An 18,085-nucleotide genomic window follows, 5' to 3' on the forward strand; every position below is an offset into this window, starting at 1 on the left:
ATTCACCATCCAGCGGCGTCAATGCATCGTGATGGGATAGGCAATCAGCGGATGATCTCGGCCTATTTCCGGGCCGGCACCTGGATCATGGGGGTGGCGCCGCCCATGGGCGTGATGATGAGGTTGCCCTTGGCGCCGATGTCCCGGAGGGCCTGGATGCGCTGGTACTCGATGATCTGGGGCGTCAGGCTCTGGCTCACGATCTGCTGGGCCTTGGCCTGGCCTTCGGCCTCGATGCGCTTCCGCTCGGCCTCCTGCTTCTCCTTCTGGAGCACGAAGGCCATCTTCTGGGCGTCCTGGTCCGCGCTGATCTTGTCATTGATGGACTTCGTGATCTGGTCCGGCAGGATGACGTTGCGGAGCAGCATCTGCTCGAGGGTGATGCCCCGGGCTTCGAAGGCCGCCCGGAGGGTCTTGGAGACCTGGTCCACGAAGGCCTGGCGCTTGGAGGTGTAGAGCTCCGTGGCGGAGAGGGCGGCGGCGGCGTCCCGCAGGCTGGCGCGGATCTCGCTGCGGACGATGCGCTCCTCCACGTCCGGGCCGATGGTGCGGTAGATCTCCGGCAGGCGGGCCTGCTGCAGCGAGTAGAAGATGGTGGCGTCCAGCTTCACGGTGAGTCCGTCGCTGCTGATGACCGAAATGGAATCGTCACCCCGCTTCTGGCCCTCGTCCCCCACGGTCGACATGGTGTAGTTCCGGGTGCGGACCTCCATCTCCACCACCTGGGTGAAGGGGTTGATGAAGTGCAGGCCCGAGGGCAGCGGCTCCGCGCTCACCTTGCCGAAGAGCACCTGGACACCGGCCTGGCCCGGGGGCACCACCACCGCCATGGAGGCCAGGAACACGATCGCGCCCAACCCCAGGCCCACCCACTGCAGGATGGCCAGCCGGGCCGAGAGGGGATAGCCCACCCGCGTCTTCCATCGCCAAGCCAGAGCACCGACCACGAACAGCAGCAGGGCGAAAAGAACCATGGGACACCTCCAGGGGCGGGTCAGGTTAACAGGCCAGCTGACGGCCGCCTGGACAGGCCGGGGCCCCCGCCTTGCGACGGGGGCCCCGGCTTCCTCGTGACTTCAATCCTCGTTCAGGGCGAAGGCGGGGGCGCCGTCCACCTCTTCACGGGCGGGCTTGGTCTCCTCGGCGGTCCTCCAGCCCCAGGCACCGATGACGGCCTTGAAGGTGAAGATGATCACGGCGAGGGCGCCGAGGCCGAAGAGGGTGTCGCCGGGCATGCGCAGCCAGGTGAAGGTGCGCATCAGGGGCGACTGCACCACCTCGGCGCTGCGGGCATACCAGGTGCCGTGGTTCAGGCTCTGGGCCACCTGATAGAACCCGCTGGGGATCAGGGACAGCGCCAGCATCAGGACCAGCCCCAGGTTCAGGCCCCAGAAGCCCCACTTCAGCCACTTCTCGTCCCAGGCCCTGTCGGGCGTCATGCCGCGCAGCGCGAAGAGCATGAGGGAGATCGCCAGGAAGCCGTAGACCCCGAAGAGCGCGGCGTGACTGTGGATGGGCGTGGTGTTGAGGCCCTGGCCGAAGTAGAGCACGGAGGGCGGGTTGATGAGCATGCCGAAGACGCCGGCGCCCAGCAGGTTCCAGAAGCAGACCGCCGCGAAGTACTTGAACGGCCACTCGTAGCCGCTGCCGAGGGCGCGGCCGGCCTTGAGGCTCATGGCGATCTCGAAGCCCACGATGGTGAGGGGCACGATCTCCAGGGCACTGAACACGGAGCCCAGGGCCGAGATGGAGGCCGGGGAGCCGGTGTAGTAGAGATGGTGGAAGGTGCCGATGACGCCGCTGCCCAGGAAGAGGCCCATAGAGAGGCTCACGGCGCGCAGCGCGGTGCTCTCGCGCAGCAGGCCCATGCGGGTGGAGAGCAGCGCGATGGCGACGGTGGCGAAGACCTCGAAGAAGCCCTCGACCCAGAGGTGGACCACCCACCAGCGCCAGTATTCGGCGAGGGCGATGTGGGTCTCGCGGGTGTACATGAAGCCTGCGGAGTAGAAGAGCGGGATGGCGATGGCGGACAGCACGAAGAGCTTGAGCAGACCCAAGCGGCCTTTCTCGCCCTTCAGGGCCGGGAGCAGCGCGCGCAGCACCAGCACCAGCCAGATGACCATGCCCACGGTCAGCAGGATCTGCCAGAGGCGGCCCAGCTCGACGTATTCATAGCCCTGGTGCCCCAGCATGAAGGAGCCGGACAGCTTGCCCACGATGGCCTGGTGTGCGCCCACGAGGGCGCCGACCACCACCACCACGAGGGCGGCGAGCAGGCCCGCCACGCCCAGCCATTGGCCCTTGGGCTCCTTGGCGCTGAGCTTGGGGCCCAGGTAGAGGCCAGTGGCCAGCCAGCAGGTGGCGATCCAGAAGACGGCCAGCTGGAGGTGCCAGGTGCGGGAGGCCGCATAGGGCAGGATGTGCGACAGGTCGAGGCCATAGAGGCCGTTGCCCTCCACCGCGTCATGGGCCGTCAGGACGCCCATGCCGACCTGCACCAAGAACAGGGCCATGGCCACGGCGAAGTAGATGGCGGACCAGCGCTGGCTGGGCGTCGCGGGCGCCGGGGGAATGGGCTTGGGATCCGGGAACTCCTCGGCGGGCTGGTTGGCGTGGTGCCAGACCATGAGTCCCACGCCCAGGATCAGCAGGATGATCGACAGGATGCTCCAGAGGTGGCTGATGGGCGTGATGCTGTTGCCCACCAGGGGCTCCTGGGGCCAGTTCTGGGTGTAGCTGTGATCGGCGCCGGGGCGGCGGGCCGCGGCAGTCCAGGCGGTCCAGAGCCAGAAGTCGGCCACGCGCTCGCCTTCCTGCATCGTGGGAATCCAGCGGGCCGGGATGGCCGCGCCCTTGTCGCCTTCCACGGCCACCTTCGCCAGCTCGGTCCGGGTCGCCAGGTAGGCGGCGGCCTGGGCGGCCGTCAGCTTCAGGGTACCGGTGGCTAATTCATACTGATTGCTCTGAAATATAGACAAAGTGGTGGCCTTGGCATCCGCATTGGACACACCGGTGGCCTTCACGCCGTCCAGGGTGTGAGCCGCCCACTGGTGCAGGGCCTTGGCGGTCCAGTCCGGCGCCAGGTAGGCGCCGTGGCCCCAGATGGAACCGATGTGCTGGCCACCATGGCCCAGGTAGCTGACCTGGCCCTCCAGGATCTGGCCGGGGCCCACCAGCTGGGTGCCATCTTCCGCCACCACCCGCTGCGGGATGGGGGGCGCATTCTGGGCAATCTGCCGCCCACCCAGTCCCAGCACGCCAAAGCCCGCGAGGAGCACCAGCAACACCAGCCACCACCTTGCCTTCATGGAAACCTCCTTCATGCCCGCACCGGGCGCCGGGAAGCAGTGTTCCACAATTCTCCATATTTAGGACCATTAATTCTTAATTGTGACCTTTGCCACGCCGCCCGCCCGACCCGGATGCCTTGTGCTCCAAGGCAAAACCTCTGGCCCCGGAAGGCGGATTCCAAGTAACTTGGCCTTGGCACTCTGGATCTCTGAAAGGGAATTCCCCTCCTATGGCTCATCCCGCCCTTCTGCCCGTCGTCCTCACCTGCAACACGGACCTGCGCTTCATCGACCTCATCCAGGTGGTGGGCGCGGAATTCCTGAAGCACCTGAGTTTCACCCAGGAAGATGGCGAGCGGCTGTGGCTGGCGATCCAGGAGGGCATTGCCAATGCCATGCGCCACGGCAACAAGCTCGACCGGGACAAGCCCGTGAAGGTCACCTTCACCCCCAAGACCGACCGCTTCGAGATCCGCATCGAAGACCGCGGCCCCGGCGTGGATCTGGAGGCCCTGCCCGATCCGAACCTGCCCGAGAACCTGCTGAAGCCTGGCGGCCGCGGGGTGTTCTTCATGCGGCAGGTCATGGACGAGGTCCACATGGAACGCCACCCCCAGGGTTCCACCCTCGTGCTCGTGAAGGCGCGGAAGGTGCGGGAACCCCACGCATGAGCGGTCCCGACTGGCGCCGCCGGGCGCTCTGGCTGGCGGGCTTCACGATCGCCTACAACCTGCTGGAAGGCCTGGTCTCCATGGCCTTCGGCTGGGCGGACGACTCGATCGCCCTCTTCGGCTTCGGCGCCGACAGCTTCATCGAAGTGGCCTCGGCCCTGCTGGTGCTCTGGAAGCTGCTGGACCACGGCAACCTCGGGCGGGAGAGAAAGGCCACCCTCGGCATCGGCCGGCTGTTCCTGGGCCTGGCCCTGGGCATCGCCGGCGGGGCCGTCCTCCAGCTCACCGCCCGCACCCACCCGCCCACCACGGTGCCCGGGCTCGTCATCTCGGTGCTCTCCCTGACCTTCATGGTGTTCCTCTGGCGCGCCAAGCTCCGGGCGGCCCAGGCCCTGGACAGCGCCACCGTGGCCGCCGATGCGGCCTGCAGCCGGGCCTGCATCCAGCTCTCCGTGGTGCTCTTCGCGGGCAGCCTGCTCTTCGTGCTCGCCCCCGCCCTCTGGTGGGTGGATGCGGTGGCCGCCCTGATCCTGGCGATCCTCATCGGCAAGGAGGGCCTCGGCATGGTCCGCGCGGCGAAGAGCGAACGCTTCACCGGCGGATGCGGCTGCGGGCACTAGGCCCTAGGAACGTACACGCTCGTTGATGAAGCCGCACTCGGCGGGGATGCGGATGTAGAACATGGACTGGCCTTCGTGCTCGATGAAGGCGATCAGCCGCTCCGCCTCCTCTTCCGTAGCCATGAAAGTCACTTCCACCGGCAGGTCTCCCGCCAGTTCGATGAAGTGGTCCGCGTGGATGAGGCCGTGGCGGCCGAACCCGGCGACGGCCTTGAAGGCGGTGCCGCCCTTGAGACCGAGCCTGCGGGCTTCCTTCAGCAGCCACTCGTAGACCAGGATCCCGTGATGGGTCCGGTCCTCCTGGACGAAGAAGGTCAGGTAGATCCCCTTCATGGTTCCTCCTCAGGCCTTCACGAACACCTTCACCGTCAGCATGCCCAGCACGGTCATGGAAAGGGACCCCGCCAGATGGACGGCCATGTGGCCGGCGGCCCAGGCGTATTCTCCGCGGGTCAGCAGGTGGACCGCCTCCGCCGAGAAGGTCGAGAAGGTGGTGAGTCCACCCAGGAAGCCCGTGATGATGAGGAGCCTCGCTTCAGGCGCCAGGCCCGGGTGCTGGGTGAACACGGCGACGGCCACGCCCACAAGGTAGCCCCCCAGCAGGTTCGCCGCCAGGGTCCCGAGCGGAAGCGCCGGCAGCATCGGATTCAACAAGGCGCCCAGGCCCCAGCGCAGCCACGCGCCCAGGGCCGCACCGACGCCCACCGCCAGAAACGAATAGAAAGCCATGCCTGTGTCCTCCAGGATCCACAGGCGTCATCAGCCATCCAGGCGGTTATGGGGCGGACGCCATCGCCGGGGACAGCGTATCACTTCGCCAGGTCACCCGCCTTCACGAAGCGCACCAGCCCCTTGCTGCGGGGCACCAGCTTCTCCAGGGCCTCCACGGTCTCGGGGTAGATGTGCCCAATGATGAGCACCGAACCATCCTTCTCCGCGAGCTTGAGGGCGCGGTCCCACTGCTTCTCCATCTCGGGGAAGGCCTTGTCGTCGTCCAGGAAGACCTTCCGCTGCACGGCCGGGATGCCGAGCTGTTCTGCGACGTCATAGGCCACGCTGTCCTTCTCCGTCCGGCTGTCCACGAAGAAGAGCTTGCGGGCCTTGAGCTCCTGGAGCACCCACCCCATGCGCAGGCGGTCGGGGGTGATGCGGCTGCCCATGTGGTTGTTCACCCCCACGCGGTGGGGGATGCCGTCCAGGGCCATCCGCACGCGGCGGCGAACCTCGGGCTCCGGCAGGTTGTAGAGGATGGCGTTGGGGCCCGGATCACGACCCGGCCCCGGGTAGCCGATGGGCTCCATGGGCAGGTGCAGCATGACCTCCTTGCCCAGACGGTACGCGATGTCCGCGCTGTCCCGCGTGAACTCCTGGTAGGGCAGCACCGCCACGCTGAAGGGCACGGGCAGGCTGCACAGGCGTGTCACCAGCTCCGGCTGCATGTAGCCGAGGTCGTCGATGACCAGGGCGAGTCGGGGCAGCGGGCGCACCGGTTCTTCGCTCTGAGGCTTGGCAACCTCAGAGCCTGGCTTCGCCTTCGGCTCCGCGGACTTCTTCTCGGGTTTTCGGGGTTCGGGGCTGGGCGCCTCCCGCTTGGCGGGGGCCTGGCGCCGGTCGCAGCCCTGCTGGCCCAGCATCAGGCCGGCGCCCAGCCCCAGGAGGAGGGTGAAGGTGGCCCAGCCCAGCAGGGCCAGGGTGGAGGTGCGTTTACCCTTGCCTCGGGCCAAGCTAGGAGGCCTTCTGCACGGGGGCCGGCGCGGGCGCGGGTGTCTGGAGGGCCGTCAGCACCTTGGCCAGGACATCGTCCGAGTCCGCCAGCTTCAGCACCTGGTCCGGCGCCACGCCCTGACGGTCGAGTTTCTCGCCGCCGAGGCCCATCCAGCGGCGGGACACCAGCTCCACGGCCCCGCCCTGCTTCAGGAGGAACCGGCTCCGCTCCACACCCAGGCCCGGGGTCTTCTCGCCCAGGGTCCGGGCGCCGCCCTTCTTCAGGCAGGAGGCCAGCACTTCGGGAAGGCCCAGGGTCGAATGTCCCACCAGGAGCGCCAGGCGGGCGAAGGGCGTGCCCGTGCCGGCCACGGCGATGTCCCGATCGGGTTTCCCGGCTTCCTGCAGGGTGCCGAGGGAGCCCTTGGCACCCAGCAATCCCGCCACGGCGGCGGCCTCCTCGGCGGCGCCCTTCACGCACTGGCGCAGGTCCAGCACCAGGGTCTGGCCGTGGTCCACCGCAGCCAGCGCCTTCTTCAGCTCCTCGGCGCGCCCGGGGTTCAAGTCCGGCAGGGACACCAGCAGGGCGCCCGCACCCGGCTTGACGGTCACGGGGGCCTTCGGCAGCCGCTGCAGCTGCAGGCTGGTCTTGGTGAGGTCCCCCGTGGCGTTGTAGCGATAGAGGTCCAGCGTCGCTCCTTCAGGTCCGCGGAGGCGGCGTTCCAGAGCCCAGGAACTGAGCAGGCCGACCGAATCCCCGTCCACTTTGCGGATCACGTCGCCCGGCTGGATGCCCGCCTTGGCGGCAGGGCCACCGGGCGTCACCGCCAGCACCGTGGCGTAGAGGCTGCCCCGCTTCACCACCACCAGGCCGGCCTCGGCGGGCCCGGGGTCCGGCAGCCGCAGATCCTCCGCCGACAGGTAGGCGTTCATGGGATGGGAGCGCTCCAGCACGGCCTGGACGCCGCCGGACACGACCTTCTCCATGTCGGGGGGATCCACATAGTTCTGCTGCACCAGGGCCAGCACATCCTGGATGTCGGAAAGGCCGGCCAGGGGATCCTGGGGCGGAGTCTTGACGCCCGGTTTGGGCTGGGCCTTGGCCTGCTCGCCCTGCTGGATCACCGGCAGGGTGAAGGCAGCGACGAGAGGGAAGGAGAACACCGAGAGCCAGGTACGGGCGTGCATGGGGACAGTCTACGTGGAAATGAGCTGTCAGCTGTCAGCTATCAGCCATCGACGGAGGCGCGGTCGGCCCCGGCCCCCGGGGGCGACCCTACCCCTGGGCGCCGCGGAACCAGTCGGTACCGGACTGGAAGCCCTTCTGCTTGGCGGCGGTCTGGGCATGCCGGGCCAGGGCCAGGTCGATGAGCCGGGTCAGCAGCTCGGCATAGGGGATCCCGCTGGCGACCATCATCTTGGGATACATGGAAATGCTGGTGAAGCCGGGGATGAAGTTCAGCTCATTGAGGAACACCCGCCCCGTGAGCCGCTCCAGGAAGAAATCCACCCGGGCCATGCCGTAGCCATCCGAAGCCGCGAAAGCCTTGGCGGCGAGCTTGCGCACCAAGTCGGCCAGCTCCTCGGGGATGTTCGCGGGGATCTCCGTGCGGCTCTTGCCGTGGAGGTACTTGTCCTCGAAGGTGTAGAACTCGTCAGCCACGATGACTTCACCCGGCTTCGACACCAGGGGCTCGTCACCACCCAGCACCGCCACCTCGATCTCGCGGACATCCAGCCCTTGCTCCACCAGCACCCGCCGGTCGAAGGTGAAGGCCCGCTCCAGGGCCGCAGGCAGATCCTCGGCCCGCTTCACCTTCTCCACGCCGATGCTGCTGCCCAGGTTCGCCGGCTTCACGAAGAGGGGCCGGCCCAGCTTGGCGCATTCCGCCAGGCAGACAGGCTGCTCGCGACGCCAGCGTTCCTCGGTCAGGCCCACATAGGGCACCACGGGGAGGCCCTCGGATTCCCAAAGGCGCTTGGTGATCCACTTGTCCATGCCGGCGGCCATGGCCAGCAGTCCCGCGCCCGTGTAGGGTCGGTGCAGCATCTCGAGATAGCCCTGGATCTGGCCGTCCTCGCCGCCGGCCCCGTGCAGGGCGTTGAAGAAGAGGTCCGGCAGCGGGGTGTCCTCGGCCCCCTTCTCCAGAGGCAGGAAGGGATGGTCGCTGCGCTCCGGCAGCTCGCCGGCGGCCAGGCGGGCCAGGGGGTCGCCGACCGGGGTGGTGAGAAGGACCCACACGCCGTTCCGGGCGATGCCCATGGGCTGCACCTGGAAGCGCTCCGGATCCAGGTGCTCGGCGATGGCCCGCGCCGTGACGATGGAGACTTCGTGCTCGGGAGATTCCCCACCGAAGAGAAGGCCGACGCTCAGTTTGTCGCTCATATCCCTACTCTAGCACCCGGGGCCGGGGCCCCTCCGGCCTGGAACCCGCGCCGGGAGCGACGGAGATCACATTTAGGAATAGTTGATTCTTTTACTATGATAATTTCCCCTCCGGAGATGGAACCCATGAGCGAACTCCTCAACAACCGGGACCACCGGATCGCCACCCTCAAGGAGGTCATCCTGCACCTGCACCGGGGCGAGGCCCCCGAGCAGGTGCGGGGCCGGCTGGCCCAGCTGGTGGGCGAGGTGGACGCCACCGAGATCGCGGCCATGGAGCAGTCGCTCATGGCGGATGGCATGACTCCGGAAGAGGTGAAGTCCATGTGCGACCTCCACGCGGAGGTGCTCCAGGACACCGTGGCCCAGCCCAAGGCCCGGGAGCTGCCCGCCGGCCATCCCGTAGACACCTTCCGTCGGGAGAACCGGGCCCTGGAAGCCGCCATCGGCACCGCCCGGGAGCGGGTGGAGACCCTGGAGTCCGTCCCGGACCAGTCCTATCCCGCCGATGAGCGCCTGGCCGTGCTGGGGGCCTTCAACGCCCTCATGGACGTGGACAAGCACTACCAGCGCAAGGAGCACCTGGTGTTCTCCATCCTGGAGCGCCACGGCAACACGGGACCCTCCAAGGTCATGTGGGCCAAGGACGATGAGGTGCGCGAGCTGCTCAAGGGGGCCATCGAGGTGCTGCGGGAGGAGAGCCTCAGTGGCGCCGAGCTGAAGATCCTCGTCCCCACGGTGCTGCGCCCGGCCCTGGCGGCGCTGGAGTCCATGGTCTACAAGGAGGAGACCATCCTCCTGCCCATGTGCCTGGGTCTGTTCACCGAGGAGGAGTGGGGCGAGGTCTGGCGGGACAGCCCGCGCTATGGCTGGTGCCTGGTGGAGCCCGCCGCGGGTTACGCGCCCCCCGTGGCCGCCCTGCCCGAGGATCCCGTCCGCCTGCCCGATGCCTCGGCCGTGGCCTTCCCCAGCGGCGCCCTCAGCGTCCGGCAGCTCATCGGCATCTTCTCCTCGCTGCCCGTGGACATCACCTTCGTGGACGCGGACGACCGCGTGGCCTTCTTCAGCGAGGGCCCCGACCGGGTCTTCGCCCGGAGCCGCACCATCCTGGGCCGGGAGGTGAAGCACTGCCACCCGCCCAAGAGCGTGGACGTGGTGGAGCGCATCCTCAACGACTTCAAGTCCGGCCGCCAGACCGTGGCGGAGTTCTGGATCCAGATGCAGGGGAAGTTCGTCCACATCCGCTACTTCGCCGTGCGCGACGAGGCCGGTGCCTACCTGGGCACCCTGGAGGTCACCCAGGACCTCACCCGCCTCCGCGCCCTCGAAGGTGACCGCCGCCTGCTCCAGTACGACGAAGCCTGAGGCGCCCATGGCCATCACCCCCGAAACCAAGATCGGCGACTTCCTGGCGGCCCACCCGGACCAGCAGGAGGCCCTCATCGCCCGCGTTCCCGAATTCGCCAGGCTCCGCAACCCCATCCTCCGCCGCACGGTCGCGAAGCTGGCCACGGTGGAGCACGCGGCTCGCATGGCGGGCCTCCCCACGGCGGAGCTGGTGCGCTTCCTCCGCGAACTCGCGGGCGAGGCGGGGGAGGTCCCCACCGCCCCCGGGCCTGCTCCGGTGGCCGGGCCCCGACCGGACTGGGCGCGGCCCAGCTCGGTGCGGTCCACCCTGGATGCGGATGCCCTCCTGGCGACCGGAGACCATCCCCTGGCCCGCGTCCGCCGCGTCCTGGCGACCCTGGCCCCCGGCGAGGCCCTTCAGCTCCTGAGTCCCTTCCGCCCCGAGCCCCTGCTGGACCAGTTCCGCCAGGAGGGCACCCCCTGCTGGTGCGAAGCCGAAGGGACGGGCCGGTTCCGGACCTGGATCCTCAAACCCTGAGAATCGGAGACACCTTTGACCCGGAAGCCGGCAGGGTTGCGCTAGGCTGTTTCACCATCCTTCGGAGTGCCCGTGCGGTCGGCCATCTATCCCGGCTCATTCGATCCTGTGACCCTCGGGCACTGGGACCTCATCCAGCGGGCCTCCAAGCTCGTGGACCGGCTCGTGGTGGCCGTCCTCCACAACCCGACGAAGACCCCCGCCTTCAGCGTGGACGAGCGCGTGGCCATGCTCAAGGAGCTGACCGCCTCCCTGCCCCAGGTGGAGGTGACCACCTTCCATGGGCTCCTGGTGGACTTCGCCAAGGCGCAGAATGCGCAGTTCATCATCCGGGGCGTGCGGGCCTTCAGCGACTTCGAGTACGAGTTCCAGATGGCCCTCATGAACCGCAAGCTGGCTCCGGAGCTGGAGACGGTCTTCCTCATGCCCAAGGAGAAGTACAGCGCCGTCAGCAGCCGCTTCGTCCGTGAGATCGGCAGCATGGGCGGCAACCTCGCGGACCTGGTGCCCGAGGTGCTGCGGGCCCGCATCTCCCAGCACCTGATGAGATAGGCCCGGGTAGCCCGAACCTCCACCCGGATCGGGCCGGAGATTGAGCGCAGGGCGCCCCGGCTCATGTGGACGGGTCGGCCGTACCGGATCTGGCTGAGGCCGGACGGTCAGCTCACGTCCGCCAGCTTCAGCCTCACCTGCTCGCGCTTCAGCCAGGCGGCCTGGGCCTCGCTGAGGCCATGGGCCAGGGCGCGATCCGCGGCCTCACGGCAGCGGGCCAGGAGGCGGCGGTCGCGCACCAGATCGGCCACCTGGAACTGGGGCAGGCCAGCCTGCCGCACACCGAAGAATTCCCCAGGGCCGCGCAACTCCAGGTCCCGCTGGGCGATGCGGAAGCCATCCTGGGTGTCGACCAGCGTCTGCAGACGCTCCGTCTCGGAGCCGCTGATCATGAGGAAGTGGCTGCGGTGCGCGCCACGCCCCACGCGCCCCCGCAGCTGGTGGAGCTGGCTGAGGCCGAACCGCTCTGCGTGGTCCACCACCATCACCGTGGCGTTGGGTACGTCCACGCCCACCTCGATGACCGTGGTGGCCAGCAGGATGCGCGCCTCCCCCGACACGAAGCGCCCCATGCGGGCGGCCAGCTCGTCGGCCTTGAGGCGGCCGTGGACCACCTCGATGCCCTCGTCCGGGAAGATCCCCCGCAGCAGCGCCTCCATGGCCTGGATGTCCCGGAGCTGCACCTTGCCTTCGTCCGACGGATCGATGCTGGGGCTCACCACGAAGGCCTGGCGGCCCTCGGCCAGCTCCCGGCGCATCTGCTCCCAGGCCCGTTCCGCGAACTCCGGCTTGTGCAGCTTCGTGGTGATGGGCTGCCGCCCAGGGGGGAGTTCATCCAGCACACTCTGGTCGAGGTCGCCGAAGACCGCCAGGGCCAGTGAGCGCGGGATGGGAGTGGCGCTCATCACCAGCCAGTGGGGATCGCCGCCCTTCTCCTTCAGCGCCTCGCGCTGCTTCACCCCAAAGCGGTGCTGCTCGTCCACCACCACCAGCCGGAGCTGGTGGAATGCGACCGATTCCTGGAACAGCGCGTGGGTGCCCACCACATAGCGGGCCTCACCGCTGGCGATGCGGGCGAGGGCCGCCCGCTTCTCCGCGGCCTTCATCCCGCCCAGCAGCAGCTGCATGCCCTCGGCGTGCTCCCCCAGGTAGCGGCGGAAGCTGGCGGCATGCTGGCGGGCCAGCACCTCCGTGGGCACCAGCAGGGCCCCCTGCCCGCCCGTCTCCGCCACCATGGCCAGGGCGAGCAGGGCGACGAGCGTCTTGCCGCTCCCCACATCGCCCTGGAGCAGGCGGTTCATCACGCGGCCCGAGGTGAGGTCGCCCACGATGTCCTTGAAGGCGCGGCGCTGGGCGCCCGTCAGGTGGAAGGGCAGGAACGACCTCAGACGTTCGCGCAGCTCCGGCGAGGTGGGCACCACCAGGCCCCGGCGCTTCAGGCGCCCGGCCCGCCGCAGGGCGACTCCGAGGGAGAACGCGAACAGTTCCTCCGCCGCCAGCCGCTGGTGCGCGGGCGAGGTTCCCGCCTCCAGCAGGGCCGGGTCGCTGTCGTCGGGCGGGTCATGCAGCAACCGGAAGGCCGTCAGGGTGTCCGGCAGATCCTTCCCCAGGTCCAGGGGCAGCCACTCCTCCCCCACATGGACCCGGCCCAGGGCCTCCTGCACCAGCTTCTGTCGCACCCGGCCGGTGAGGGGGCCCAGCTTGCGGTAGAGAGGGAGGAAGCGACGGACCCAGCCGATATCCTCGCCGCGGCCCATCACCTCGACCTGCGGCCCCCGCATCTCCAGCCCGTGCCGGCCCACGGACAGGTTGCCGAACACGAGCAGGCGGTCGCCCACCTTGAGGGCGCGGGCCAGGTAGGGCTGGTTGAACCAGATGAGGCGCAAGGTGCCCGTGCCGTCCTCCAGGAGGGCCTCCGTGAGCGCCATCCGCTGCACGCGGGTGGTGCTCTGCCGCAGGTCGCGCAGGGTGCCCAGCACCGTCACGAGGCCGGAGTCGACCGGCTCGAACCCCCGCAGATCGAGGCTGCCCAGGGACCGCAGGCTGCCGCGGTCCACGAAGCGATAGGGCAGGCTCCACAGCAGATCGCGCAGACTGTCGATACCGGCCTCCTGCAAGGCGGAGGCCCGCGCGGGGCCCAGGCCCCGGAGGACCGTCACCTTGGAGGAGAGGGGGAGGGGCGCAAGGGTCATGGCTGCTGTTTCAGCCTAGCCGCGCCTCCATCGACTCCACCATCTTCGTCACGAAGCGGTCGCCGTACCAGACCCCGTGACGGGGATCCTCCAGCCTCCGGAGCGCCTCCATGAGGGCCGGCAGCCCATGCACGCCCTGTTCGACCAGCCCCCGGATCTGCCTGTGCGTCCGGCCGGGCCCATCCACCGGATGGTCCTCGGCGAGCCTGGCCAGGGCCCGGGCCAGCCACGGCAAGGCCGGAATGCCGCAGCCCGCCAGGGGGCGCCAGCCCCCCTCGAGGAAGCCCCCCCAAAGGCTCCGGGCCTGCGCCAGGGTGTCCTCCTCCAGCAGGATGCGCCCGGCGAAGAGGCTCGGCAGGGTGGCGGGCGCGAGCTGCGCCACGCTGTGGTCCAGCGGCACCAGGTCGGAAAGGGTCCCCTCCGGCAGGGCCGCCAGGATCCAGAGGAGGCAGGCCTGCTCCCAGGGATCCGGCCCGAACCACAGGACGGGCTCCGCGACCCCGCCCAGGTCCTCCAGGACCAGCGGCGCCGGGGCCTCCTCCACCGGCAGGCCCCACCAGGCCGCCCTCAGGCCCGGGAGCTGGGAGGCATCCGGCGTCCACGGACCCACGGCCGGGGAATCCCGGCAGACACGCACCGAACCGGGCAGGCCCGAGCGCCGGTGCACCACCGCGGAAGCGTCACCGCAGTGGAGATGGATCAGGCTGTCGTGCGAAGCCATGGATCGCTCCGAGGTGGGGACACCCCAGCATACGACCCTGGTCAATCCGCTCCCTGTGGGCCTGCGCGGTCAGTGGGCGGAGCCCACGGCCTGGCGCGCCATGGCCTTGGCCAGGGCCTGCTCGAGATCCGCCCACAGATCCTCAGGGCTCTCCAGGCCCACGGACAGCCGCATGAGGGACTGGGAGATGCCGGAGTGCTCCCGGGCCTCGGCCTCCACCACGCGGTGGGTGAGGGCCGCCGGATGCTGGATGAGCGTATCCACGCTGCCGAGCGAGACGGCCGGCGTCATGAGCTTCACCTCGGCCATGACCACGGCGGCGGCCTCGAAACCGCCCTTCAGCTCGAAGGCCATGAGGGAGCCGGGGCCCTTCATCTGACGGCCCAGGAGGCCCTTGGGGTCCTGACCGGGCAGGCCCGGGAAGTGGACGGCGGAGACGGCGGGATGCTTGGCCAGGCGCTCGGCGATGACCTGGGCGCCCGCCTGCTGGGCCCGCACGCGCAGAGGCAGCGTGGGCAGACCGCGATGCAGCAGGTAGGCCGCCAGGGGATGCAGCACGTTGCCGGTGATGACGCGGACCTTGCGCAGCTCCGTGGCCCAGTCGTCGTTGGTGGCCACGATGCCCGCCAGCACGTCGCCGTGCCCACCCAGGAACTTGGTGGCGCTGTGGAGGACCAGGGTCACGCCCTGACGGATGGGGTTCTGGAGGATGGGCGTGGCGAAGGTGTTGTCCACCAGCACGGGCACCTTGCCGGCCTGGCGCACCACCTCATCCAGGTCCACCATCGCCAGGGTCGGATTGGCGGGTGTCTCCACGATGACCATGGCCGTATCGGGACGGAGGGCGGCGGCGATGCCGTCGGCCTCGGCCCAGGTCACCTCGAGGCCCAGCATCCCGGAGGCCAGCAGGTGGTCCGTGCCGCCGTAGAGGGGACGCACGGCCACCACATGGCCGCCGCGCTGCTTGGCCGCCATGAGGCAGGCGGTCACCGCCGCCATGCCGGAACCGAAGGCGACCGCCTCCTCGGCGCCTTCCAACTGGGCCAAGGCCTGCTCATAGCGGGCGGTGGTCGGATTGTAGAGGCGGGAATAGACCGGGCTCCCGATGGGCAGCCCGCCCATGGCCATGGCCTCCAGGCTGCGCCCGCCCTCGTCCAGGTCGTGCAGGGGATAGGTGCTGCTCAGGTCGATGGGCATGGCATGGATGCCCTGTTCGTGCAGCACCTCGCGACCCGCGTGGACGGCCTGGGTTTCGATCGACGTGGAGGGGAGGGGCTTGGACATGGGGATGCTCCTGTCTCCAATGTAGGTTTCAAAAATTCGTCGATCCCCCGAATTTATTTCGTGAAACAATGACATTCATGGATCTTGACCGAATTGATTGCGACATTTTGAACCTTTTGCAGAAGGATGCACGGCTATCCAACAAGGAACTCGCCGCCGCCGTGGGTCTGGCGCCGTCCTCCTGCCTGGCACGTGTGCAGCGGCTGCGTTCCGAGGGCGTGCTGCGGGGGGCCCATGCGGAAGTGGACCCCCAGGCCCTGGGCGTGGGCCTCCAAGCGCTCATCGCCGTCCAGCTGCGCCAGCATAGCCGCGCCCAGGTGAAGGCCTTCTGGAAGCACGCCCTGGGGCTGCCCGAGGTGCTGTCGGTCTTCCACGTCGCGGGCACCCATGATTTCCAGGTGCATGTGGCCGTGCGGGACGCGCATCACCTGCGCGACCTGGCCCTGGACGCCTTCACCACCCGGACGGAAGTGGCCCACATCCAGACCAGCCTCATCTTCGAATGGGCCAAGGGCGCCGTGATGCCGAACTACCGGGCCTGAGCCTCAGGGTCTGCGAGCTGGGTCCCCCACTGGGTGACGGCCTCCACCACCTGGCGGAAGCCCTGCCCCTTGCAGGTGAGCTCGTACTCCACCCGCACGGGCGTGGTGGGCAGGACGCGGCGCACCAGCAGGCCCTGGCACTCCAGCTCCTTCAAGCGGGCGGAAAGGACCTTCTCGCCGATGCCCTGGACCCTGGTGGCCAGTTCGTTGAACCGCAGGGGGCCCTCCTGGAGGATCCACAGGATCTGGCCGGTCCAGGGCTTGCCCAGCAGGTCGATGGCCATGCGGAAGCAGCGGCAGCTCGGTGATTCAGGGAGGTTCATGGGGCGGTCCATGGGCCCGAGGGGGCCCTTTAAAACTATCTCCAAGAAAGCTGCTTGACAAGGGGAAGCTAAAATCTCAATATTGCTTTCGTAGGGAAATAGGCTTCCCTAAAGAAAGCACGGCCCGGACGACTCCGGCCCCCCACCACCCATCGCCAGCGGCACCCCCGCCGGGCGGGAAAGGGTCATCGACCCGCCTTCACCAAGGAGCACCCCCATGCGCGCCATCCTCGCGCTGGCCCTTGGCCTGTCCCTCCAGGCCCAGGACGAGCCCTACCCGGAGCTGGGCCCCCTGCCCACCCGGAACATGTTCACCCTGCTCCAGGCCCCCATGACCTACCAGCCCCAGGCGCCCCGCCCCATCGGCGAGGGGCGGTGGCAGGTCTCCCTCACCCACGTCCGGGCCAACGTCTTCGAGTTCTCCGACCTCATCAAGGATCATCCGCCCGCCTGGTTCCAGGGGCGGCACCGCATGGACCGCGCCTCGCTGGAGGCCCTGGCCGCCGAGTACCCCACCGCCCCCTTCGTCTTCTACTTCGACGAGGAGATCGCCCGGACCACCCTCCAGGTGCGCCGCGGCCTCACGGACCGCACGGACGTCTGGGTGGAGCTGCCCGTGGAGCGCCATGGCGGCGGCGACCTGGACGCCCCCATCGAAGCCTTCCACAAGACCTTCGGCTTTGAACAGTGGGGCCGCACCGAGGTGGCCCGCAACCAGGCCGTGGTGGCCACCATCCGGTACGGACAGCTGGATTTCGTGCGGGTCGGCGCCCAGCCCACCCGCGTCCAGGACCCCCTGTTCGGCGTGGTCCACCTCATCCACCAGAACGCGTCCACGGGCCTCAGCGCCACCTTCACCGTGAAGCCGCCCCTGGCCCGCACCTACAACTCGTTCCAGTCGGGCTGGGACGTCGAAGGCGGGCTCAGCGGCTGGTGGCAGGCGACGCCTACCCAGGTGATCTACGCCGGGGCCGCCTACACCCACCGGGGCCGCGGCAACGCCGCCTACAACCAGCTGGACTACACCTCGGACCTGGGGGCCCACCTGACCTGGCAGGGCCGCCGGAACCGACGGGTCCAGCCCTTCGTGCAGCTCTACTTCCTGAGCGGCTTCAGCACGCCCCAGCCCTTCGCCAAGCTGCATGACAACAGCCTGCAGCACGACCTGGGCGTCCACGTCTACCTGAGCGCCCGCACCACGGTGACCTTCCGCTACGTGAACAACATCACCCACCACGAGAACACCGACGACGCCTCGTTCGCGGCGGGCCTCACCTGGCGGTTCTGAGCCGGGTTCCGCGTCCCTTCAGGGCCGGGAGCCGCCGTCCCCGGAGTCCTGGTGGGCCAGAATCCGCTCGATGCGCCGATCCGGCACCAGCCAGATGAGAGCCACCACCCAATAGAGCGCAAAGCCGGCCCAGCGATTGGCGAAGGACAGGCAGATGGCCGAGGCGTAGATCCCGATGGAGACCTTCCCCTTGAAGTCCGCGCCGACGGCGGCCTCCAGGAGCGACCCGCGGCCATGGTGGTGGATGAGGCACTGGCTCAGCAGGTAATAGGCCAGCGCGGCCATGAGCAGGACGACCCCGTAGAGGGCCACCGGTCGGGCCGCGAACTGGTTGCCGCCCATCCAGGCCGTGGCGAAGGGCACCAGGGAGAGCCAGAACAGCAGGTGCGTGTTGGCCCACAGGATCGGCCCGTTCACCTTCCTGGCCGCGTGGAGCATGTGGTGGTGGTTGTTCCAGTAGATGGCGATGTAGATGAAGCTCAGCGCATAGCCCACGAAGGTCGGCAGAAGCGGCTTGAGGGCCGAGAAGGAGTCGCCGCGGGGCGCCCTCAGCTCCAGCACCATGATCGTGATGATGATGGCGAGCACGCCGTCACTGAAGGCTTCCAGCCGGTTCTTGCCCATGCG

Annotated in this window: 19 protein-coding genes and 1 riboswitch; of the genes, 7 read left to right on the forward strand and 12 right to left on the reverse strand. The window is 68.8% G+C overall.

The features are described from left to right. Nucleotides 1-62 precede the first annotated feature (62 nt). The gene (locus tag MLE43_RS03890) at nucleotides 63-974 is read right to left on the reverse strand and encodes a prohibitin family protein (RefSeq protein WP_243302157.1); all 912 of its coding nucleotides are present in this window, start codon (nucleotides 972-974) and stop codon (nucleotides 63-65) included. A 102-nt stretch (nucleotides 975-1,076) separates the two neighbouring features. Then, a complete protein-coding gene (locus MLE43_RS03895; RefSeq protein ID WP_243302158.1) occupies nucleotides 1,077-3,308 on the reverse strand; it encodes a nitric-oxide reductase large subunit in 2,232 nt (743 codons plus the stop codon). Between the two features lie 212 nt (nucleotides 3,309-3,520). Here MLE43_RS03895 and MLE43_RS03900 point away from each other — a divergent pair, with 212 nt between their 5' ends. After that, the gene (locus MLE43_RS03900) at nucleotides 3,521-3,961 is read left to right on the forward strand and encodes an ATP-binding protein (protein ID WP_243302159.1); all 441 of its coding nucleotides are present in this window, start codon (nucleotides 3,521-3,523) and stop codon (nucleotides 3,959-3,961) included. Continuing rightward, nucleotides 3,958-4,581, forward strand: coding sequence for a cation efflux transmembrane domain-containing protein (locus tag MLE43_RS03905; protein WP_243302160.1), 624 nt, complete (start codon nucleotides 3,958-3,960; stop codon nucleotides 4,579-4,581). Before MLE43_RS03900 ends, MLE43_RS03905 begins: the two co-directional genes overlap by 4 nt. Nucleotides 4,582-4,584: 3 nt before the next feature. Here the strand turns inward: MLE43_RS03905 and MLE43_RS03910 are convergent, their stop codons facing one another. The 5 genes from MLE43_RS03910 to MLE43_RS03930 all read right to left on the reverse strand — a co-directional run bounded on the left by MLE43_RS03910 (nucleotide 4,585) and on the right by MLE43_RS03930 (nucleotide 8,671). Further along, a complete protein-coding gene (locus MLE43_RS03910) occupies nucleotides 4,585-4,914 on the reverse strand; it encodes a DUF190 domain-containing protein (protein WP_243302161.1) in 330 nt (109 codons plus the stop codon). 9 nt (nucleotides 4,915-4,923) lie between these two features. Beyond that, a complete protein-coding gene (gene crcB / locus MLE43_RS03915; RefSeq protein WP_243302162.1) occupies nucleotides 4,924-5,310 on the reverse strand; it encodes a fluoride efflux transporter CrcB in 387 nt (128 codons plus the stop codon). Nucleotides 5,311-5,324: 14 nt separating this feature from the next. Then, nucleotides 5,325-5,387: riboswitch (Fluoride riboswitch) on the reverse strand. A gap of 3 nt (nucleotides 5,388-5,390) precedes the next feature. Continuing rightward, complete coding sequence (locus MLE43_RS03920; RefSeq protein WP_243302163.1) at nucleotides 5,391-6,305, reverse strand: divergent polysaccharide deacetylase family protein; 915 nt, start codon at nucleotides 6,303-6,305, stop codon at nucleotides 5,391-5,393. Nucleotide 6,306: 1 nt separating this feature from the next. Further along, the gene (locus MLE43_RS03925) at nucleotides 6,307-7,473 is read right to left on the reverse strand and encodes a S41 family peptidase (protein WP_243302164.1); all 1,167 of its coding nucleotides are present in this window, start codon (nucleotides 7,471-7,473) and stop codon (nucleotides 6,307-6,309) included. Nucleotides 7,474-7,561: 88 nt separating this feature from the next. Then, nucleotides 7,562-8,671, reverse strand: coding sequence for a D-alanine--D-alanine ligase family protein (locus tag MLE43_RS03930; protein WP_243302165.1), 1,110 nt, complete (start codon nucleotides 8,669-8,671; stop codon nucleotides 7,562-7,564). 126 nt (nucleotides 8,672-8,797) lie between these two features. Here MLE43_RS03930 and MLE43_RS03935 point away from each other — a divergent pair, with 126 nt between their 5' ends. The 3 genes from MLE43_RS03935 to coaD all read left to right on the forward strand — a co-directional run bounded on the left by MLE43_RS03935 (nucleotide 8,798) and on the right by coaD (nucleotide 11,108). Next, nucleotides 8,798-10,036 carry a DUF438 domain-containing protein gene (locus MLE43_RS03935; RefSeq protein ID WP_243302166.1) on the forward strand — a complete coding sequence of 413 codons (1,239 nt, stop codon included), beginning with the start codon at nucleotides 8,798-8,800 and terminating at the stop codon, nucleotides 10,034-10,036. Nucleotides 10,037-10,043: 7 nt separating this feature from the next. After that, nucleotides 10,044-10,556 carry a DUF1858 domain-containing protein gene (locus MLE43_RS03940; RefSeq protein WP_243302167.1) on the forward strand — a complete coding sequence of 171 codons (513 nt, stop codon included), beginning with the start codon at nucleotides 10,044-10,046 and terminating at the stop codon, nucleotides 10,554-10,556. 72 nt (nucleotides 10,557-10,628) lie between these two features. Further along, the gene (gene coaD / locus MLE43_RS03945; protein ID WP_243302168.1) at nucleotides 10,629-11,108 is read left to right on the forward strand and encodes a pantetheine-phosphate adenylyltransferase; all 480 of its coding nucleotides are present in this window, start codon (nucleotides 10,629-10,631) and stop codon (nucleotides 11,106-11,108) included. A gap of 107 nt (nucleotides 11,109-11,215) precedes the next feature. On the opposite strand, the gene recG is transcribed toward coaD, so the two are convergent. From recG to MLE43_RS03960, 3 genes are all read right to left on the reverse strand, one after another. Next, nucleotides 11,216-13,300, reverse strand: a complete 2,085-nt coding sequence (gene recG, locus MLE43_RS03950) for an ATP-dependent DNA helicase RecG (RefSeq protein ID WP_243302169.1) — start codon at nucleotides 13,298-13,300, stop codon at nucleotides 11,216-11,218. A 10-nt stretch (nucleotides 13,301-13,310) separates the two neighbouring features. Beyond that, nucleotides 13,311-14,021: a hypothetical protein gene (locus MLE43_RS03955; RefSeq protein ID WP_243302170.1), complete on the reverse strand. Its 711-nt coding sequence runs from the start codon at nucleotides 14,019-14,021 to the stop codon at nucleotides 13,311-13,313. A 69-nt stretch (nucleotides 14,022-14,090) separates the two neighbouring features. Then, nucleotides 14,091-15,305: a trans-sulfuration enzyme family protein gene (locus MLE43_RS03960; RefSeq protein WP_243302171.1), complete on the reverse strand. Its 1,215-nt coding sequence runs from the start codon at nucleotides 15,303-15,305 to the stop codon at nucleotides 14,091-14,093. Between the two features lie 107 nt (nucleotides 15,306-15,412). Here MLE43_RS03960 and MLE43_RS03965 point away from each other — a divergent pair, with 107 nt between their 5' ends. Continuing rightward, a complete protein-coding gene (locus MLE43_RS03965; RefSeq protein WP_243302172.1) occupies nucleotides 15,413-15,847 on the forward strand; it encodes an Lrp/AsnC family transcriptional regulator in 435 nt (144 codons plus the stop codon). On the opposite strand, the gene MLE43_RS03970 is transcribed toward MLE43_RS03965, so the two are convergent. Continuing rightward, nucleotides 15,835-16,170, reverse strand: a complete 336-nt coding sequence (locus MLE43_RS03970) for a winged helix-turn-helix transcriptional regulator (protein WP_243302173.1) — start codon at nucleotides 16,168-16,170, stop codon at nucleotides 15,835-15,837. The genes MLE43_RS03965 and MLE43_RS03970 overlap by 13 nt on opposite strands. A gap of 217 nt (nucleotides 16,171-16,387) precedes the next feature. Between MLE43_RS03970 and MLE43_RS03975 the strand changes: the two genes are divergently transcribed. Then, nucleotides 16,388-17,458, forward strand: coding sequence for a DUF3187 family protein (locus tag MLE43_RS03975; RefSeq protein WP_243302174.1), 1,071 nt, complete (start codon nucleotides 16,388-16,390; stop codon nucleotides 17,456-17,458). An 18-nt stretch (nucleotides 17,459-17,476) separates the two neighbouring features. On the opposite strand, the gene MLE43_RS03980 is transcribed toward MLE43_RS03975, so the two are convergent. Continuing rightward, complete coding sequence (locus MLE43_RS03980) at nucleotides 17,477-18,082, reverse strand: TMEM175 family protein (RefSeq protein WP_243302175.1); 606 nt, start codon at nucleotides 18,080-18,082, stop codon at nucleotides 17,477-17,479. Nucleotides 18,083-18,085: the final 3 nt, after the last annotated feature.

This window comes from Geothrix oryzisoli (assembly GCF_022808865.1).
Taxonomy (GTDB): domain Bacteria; phylum Acidobacteriota; class Holophagae; order Holophagales; family Holophagaceae; genus Geothrix; species Geothrix oryzisoli.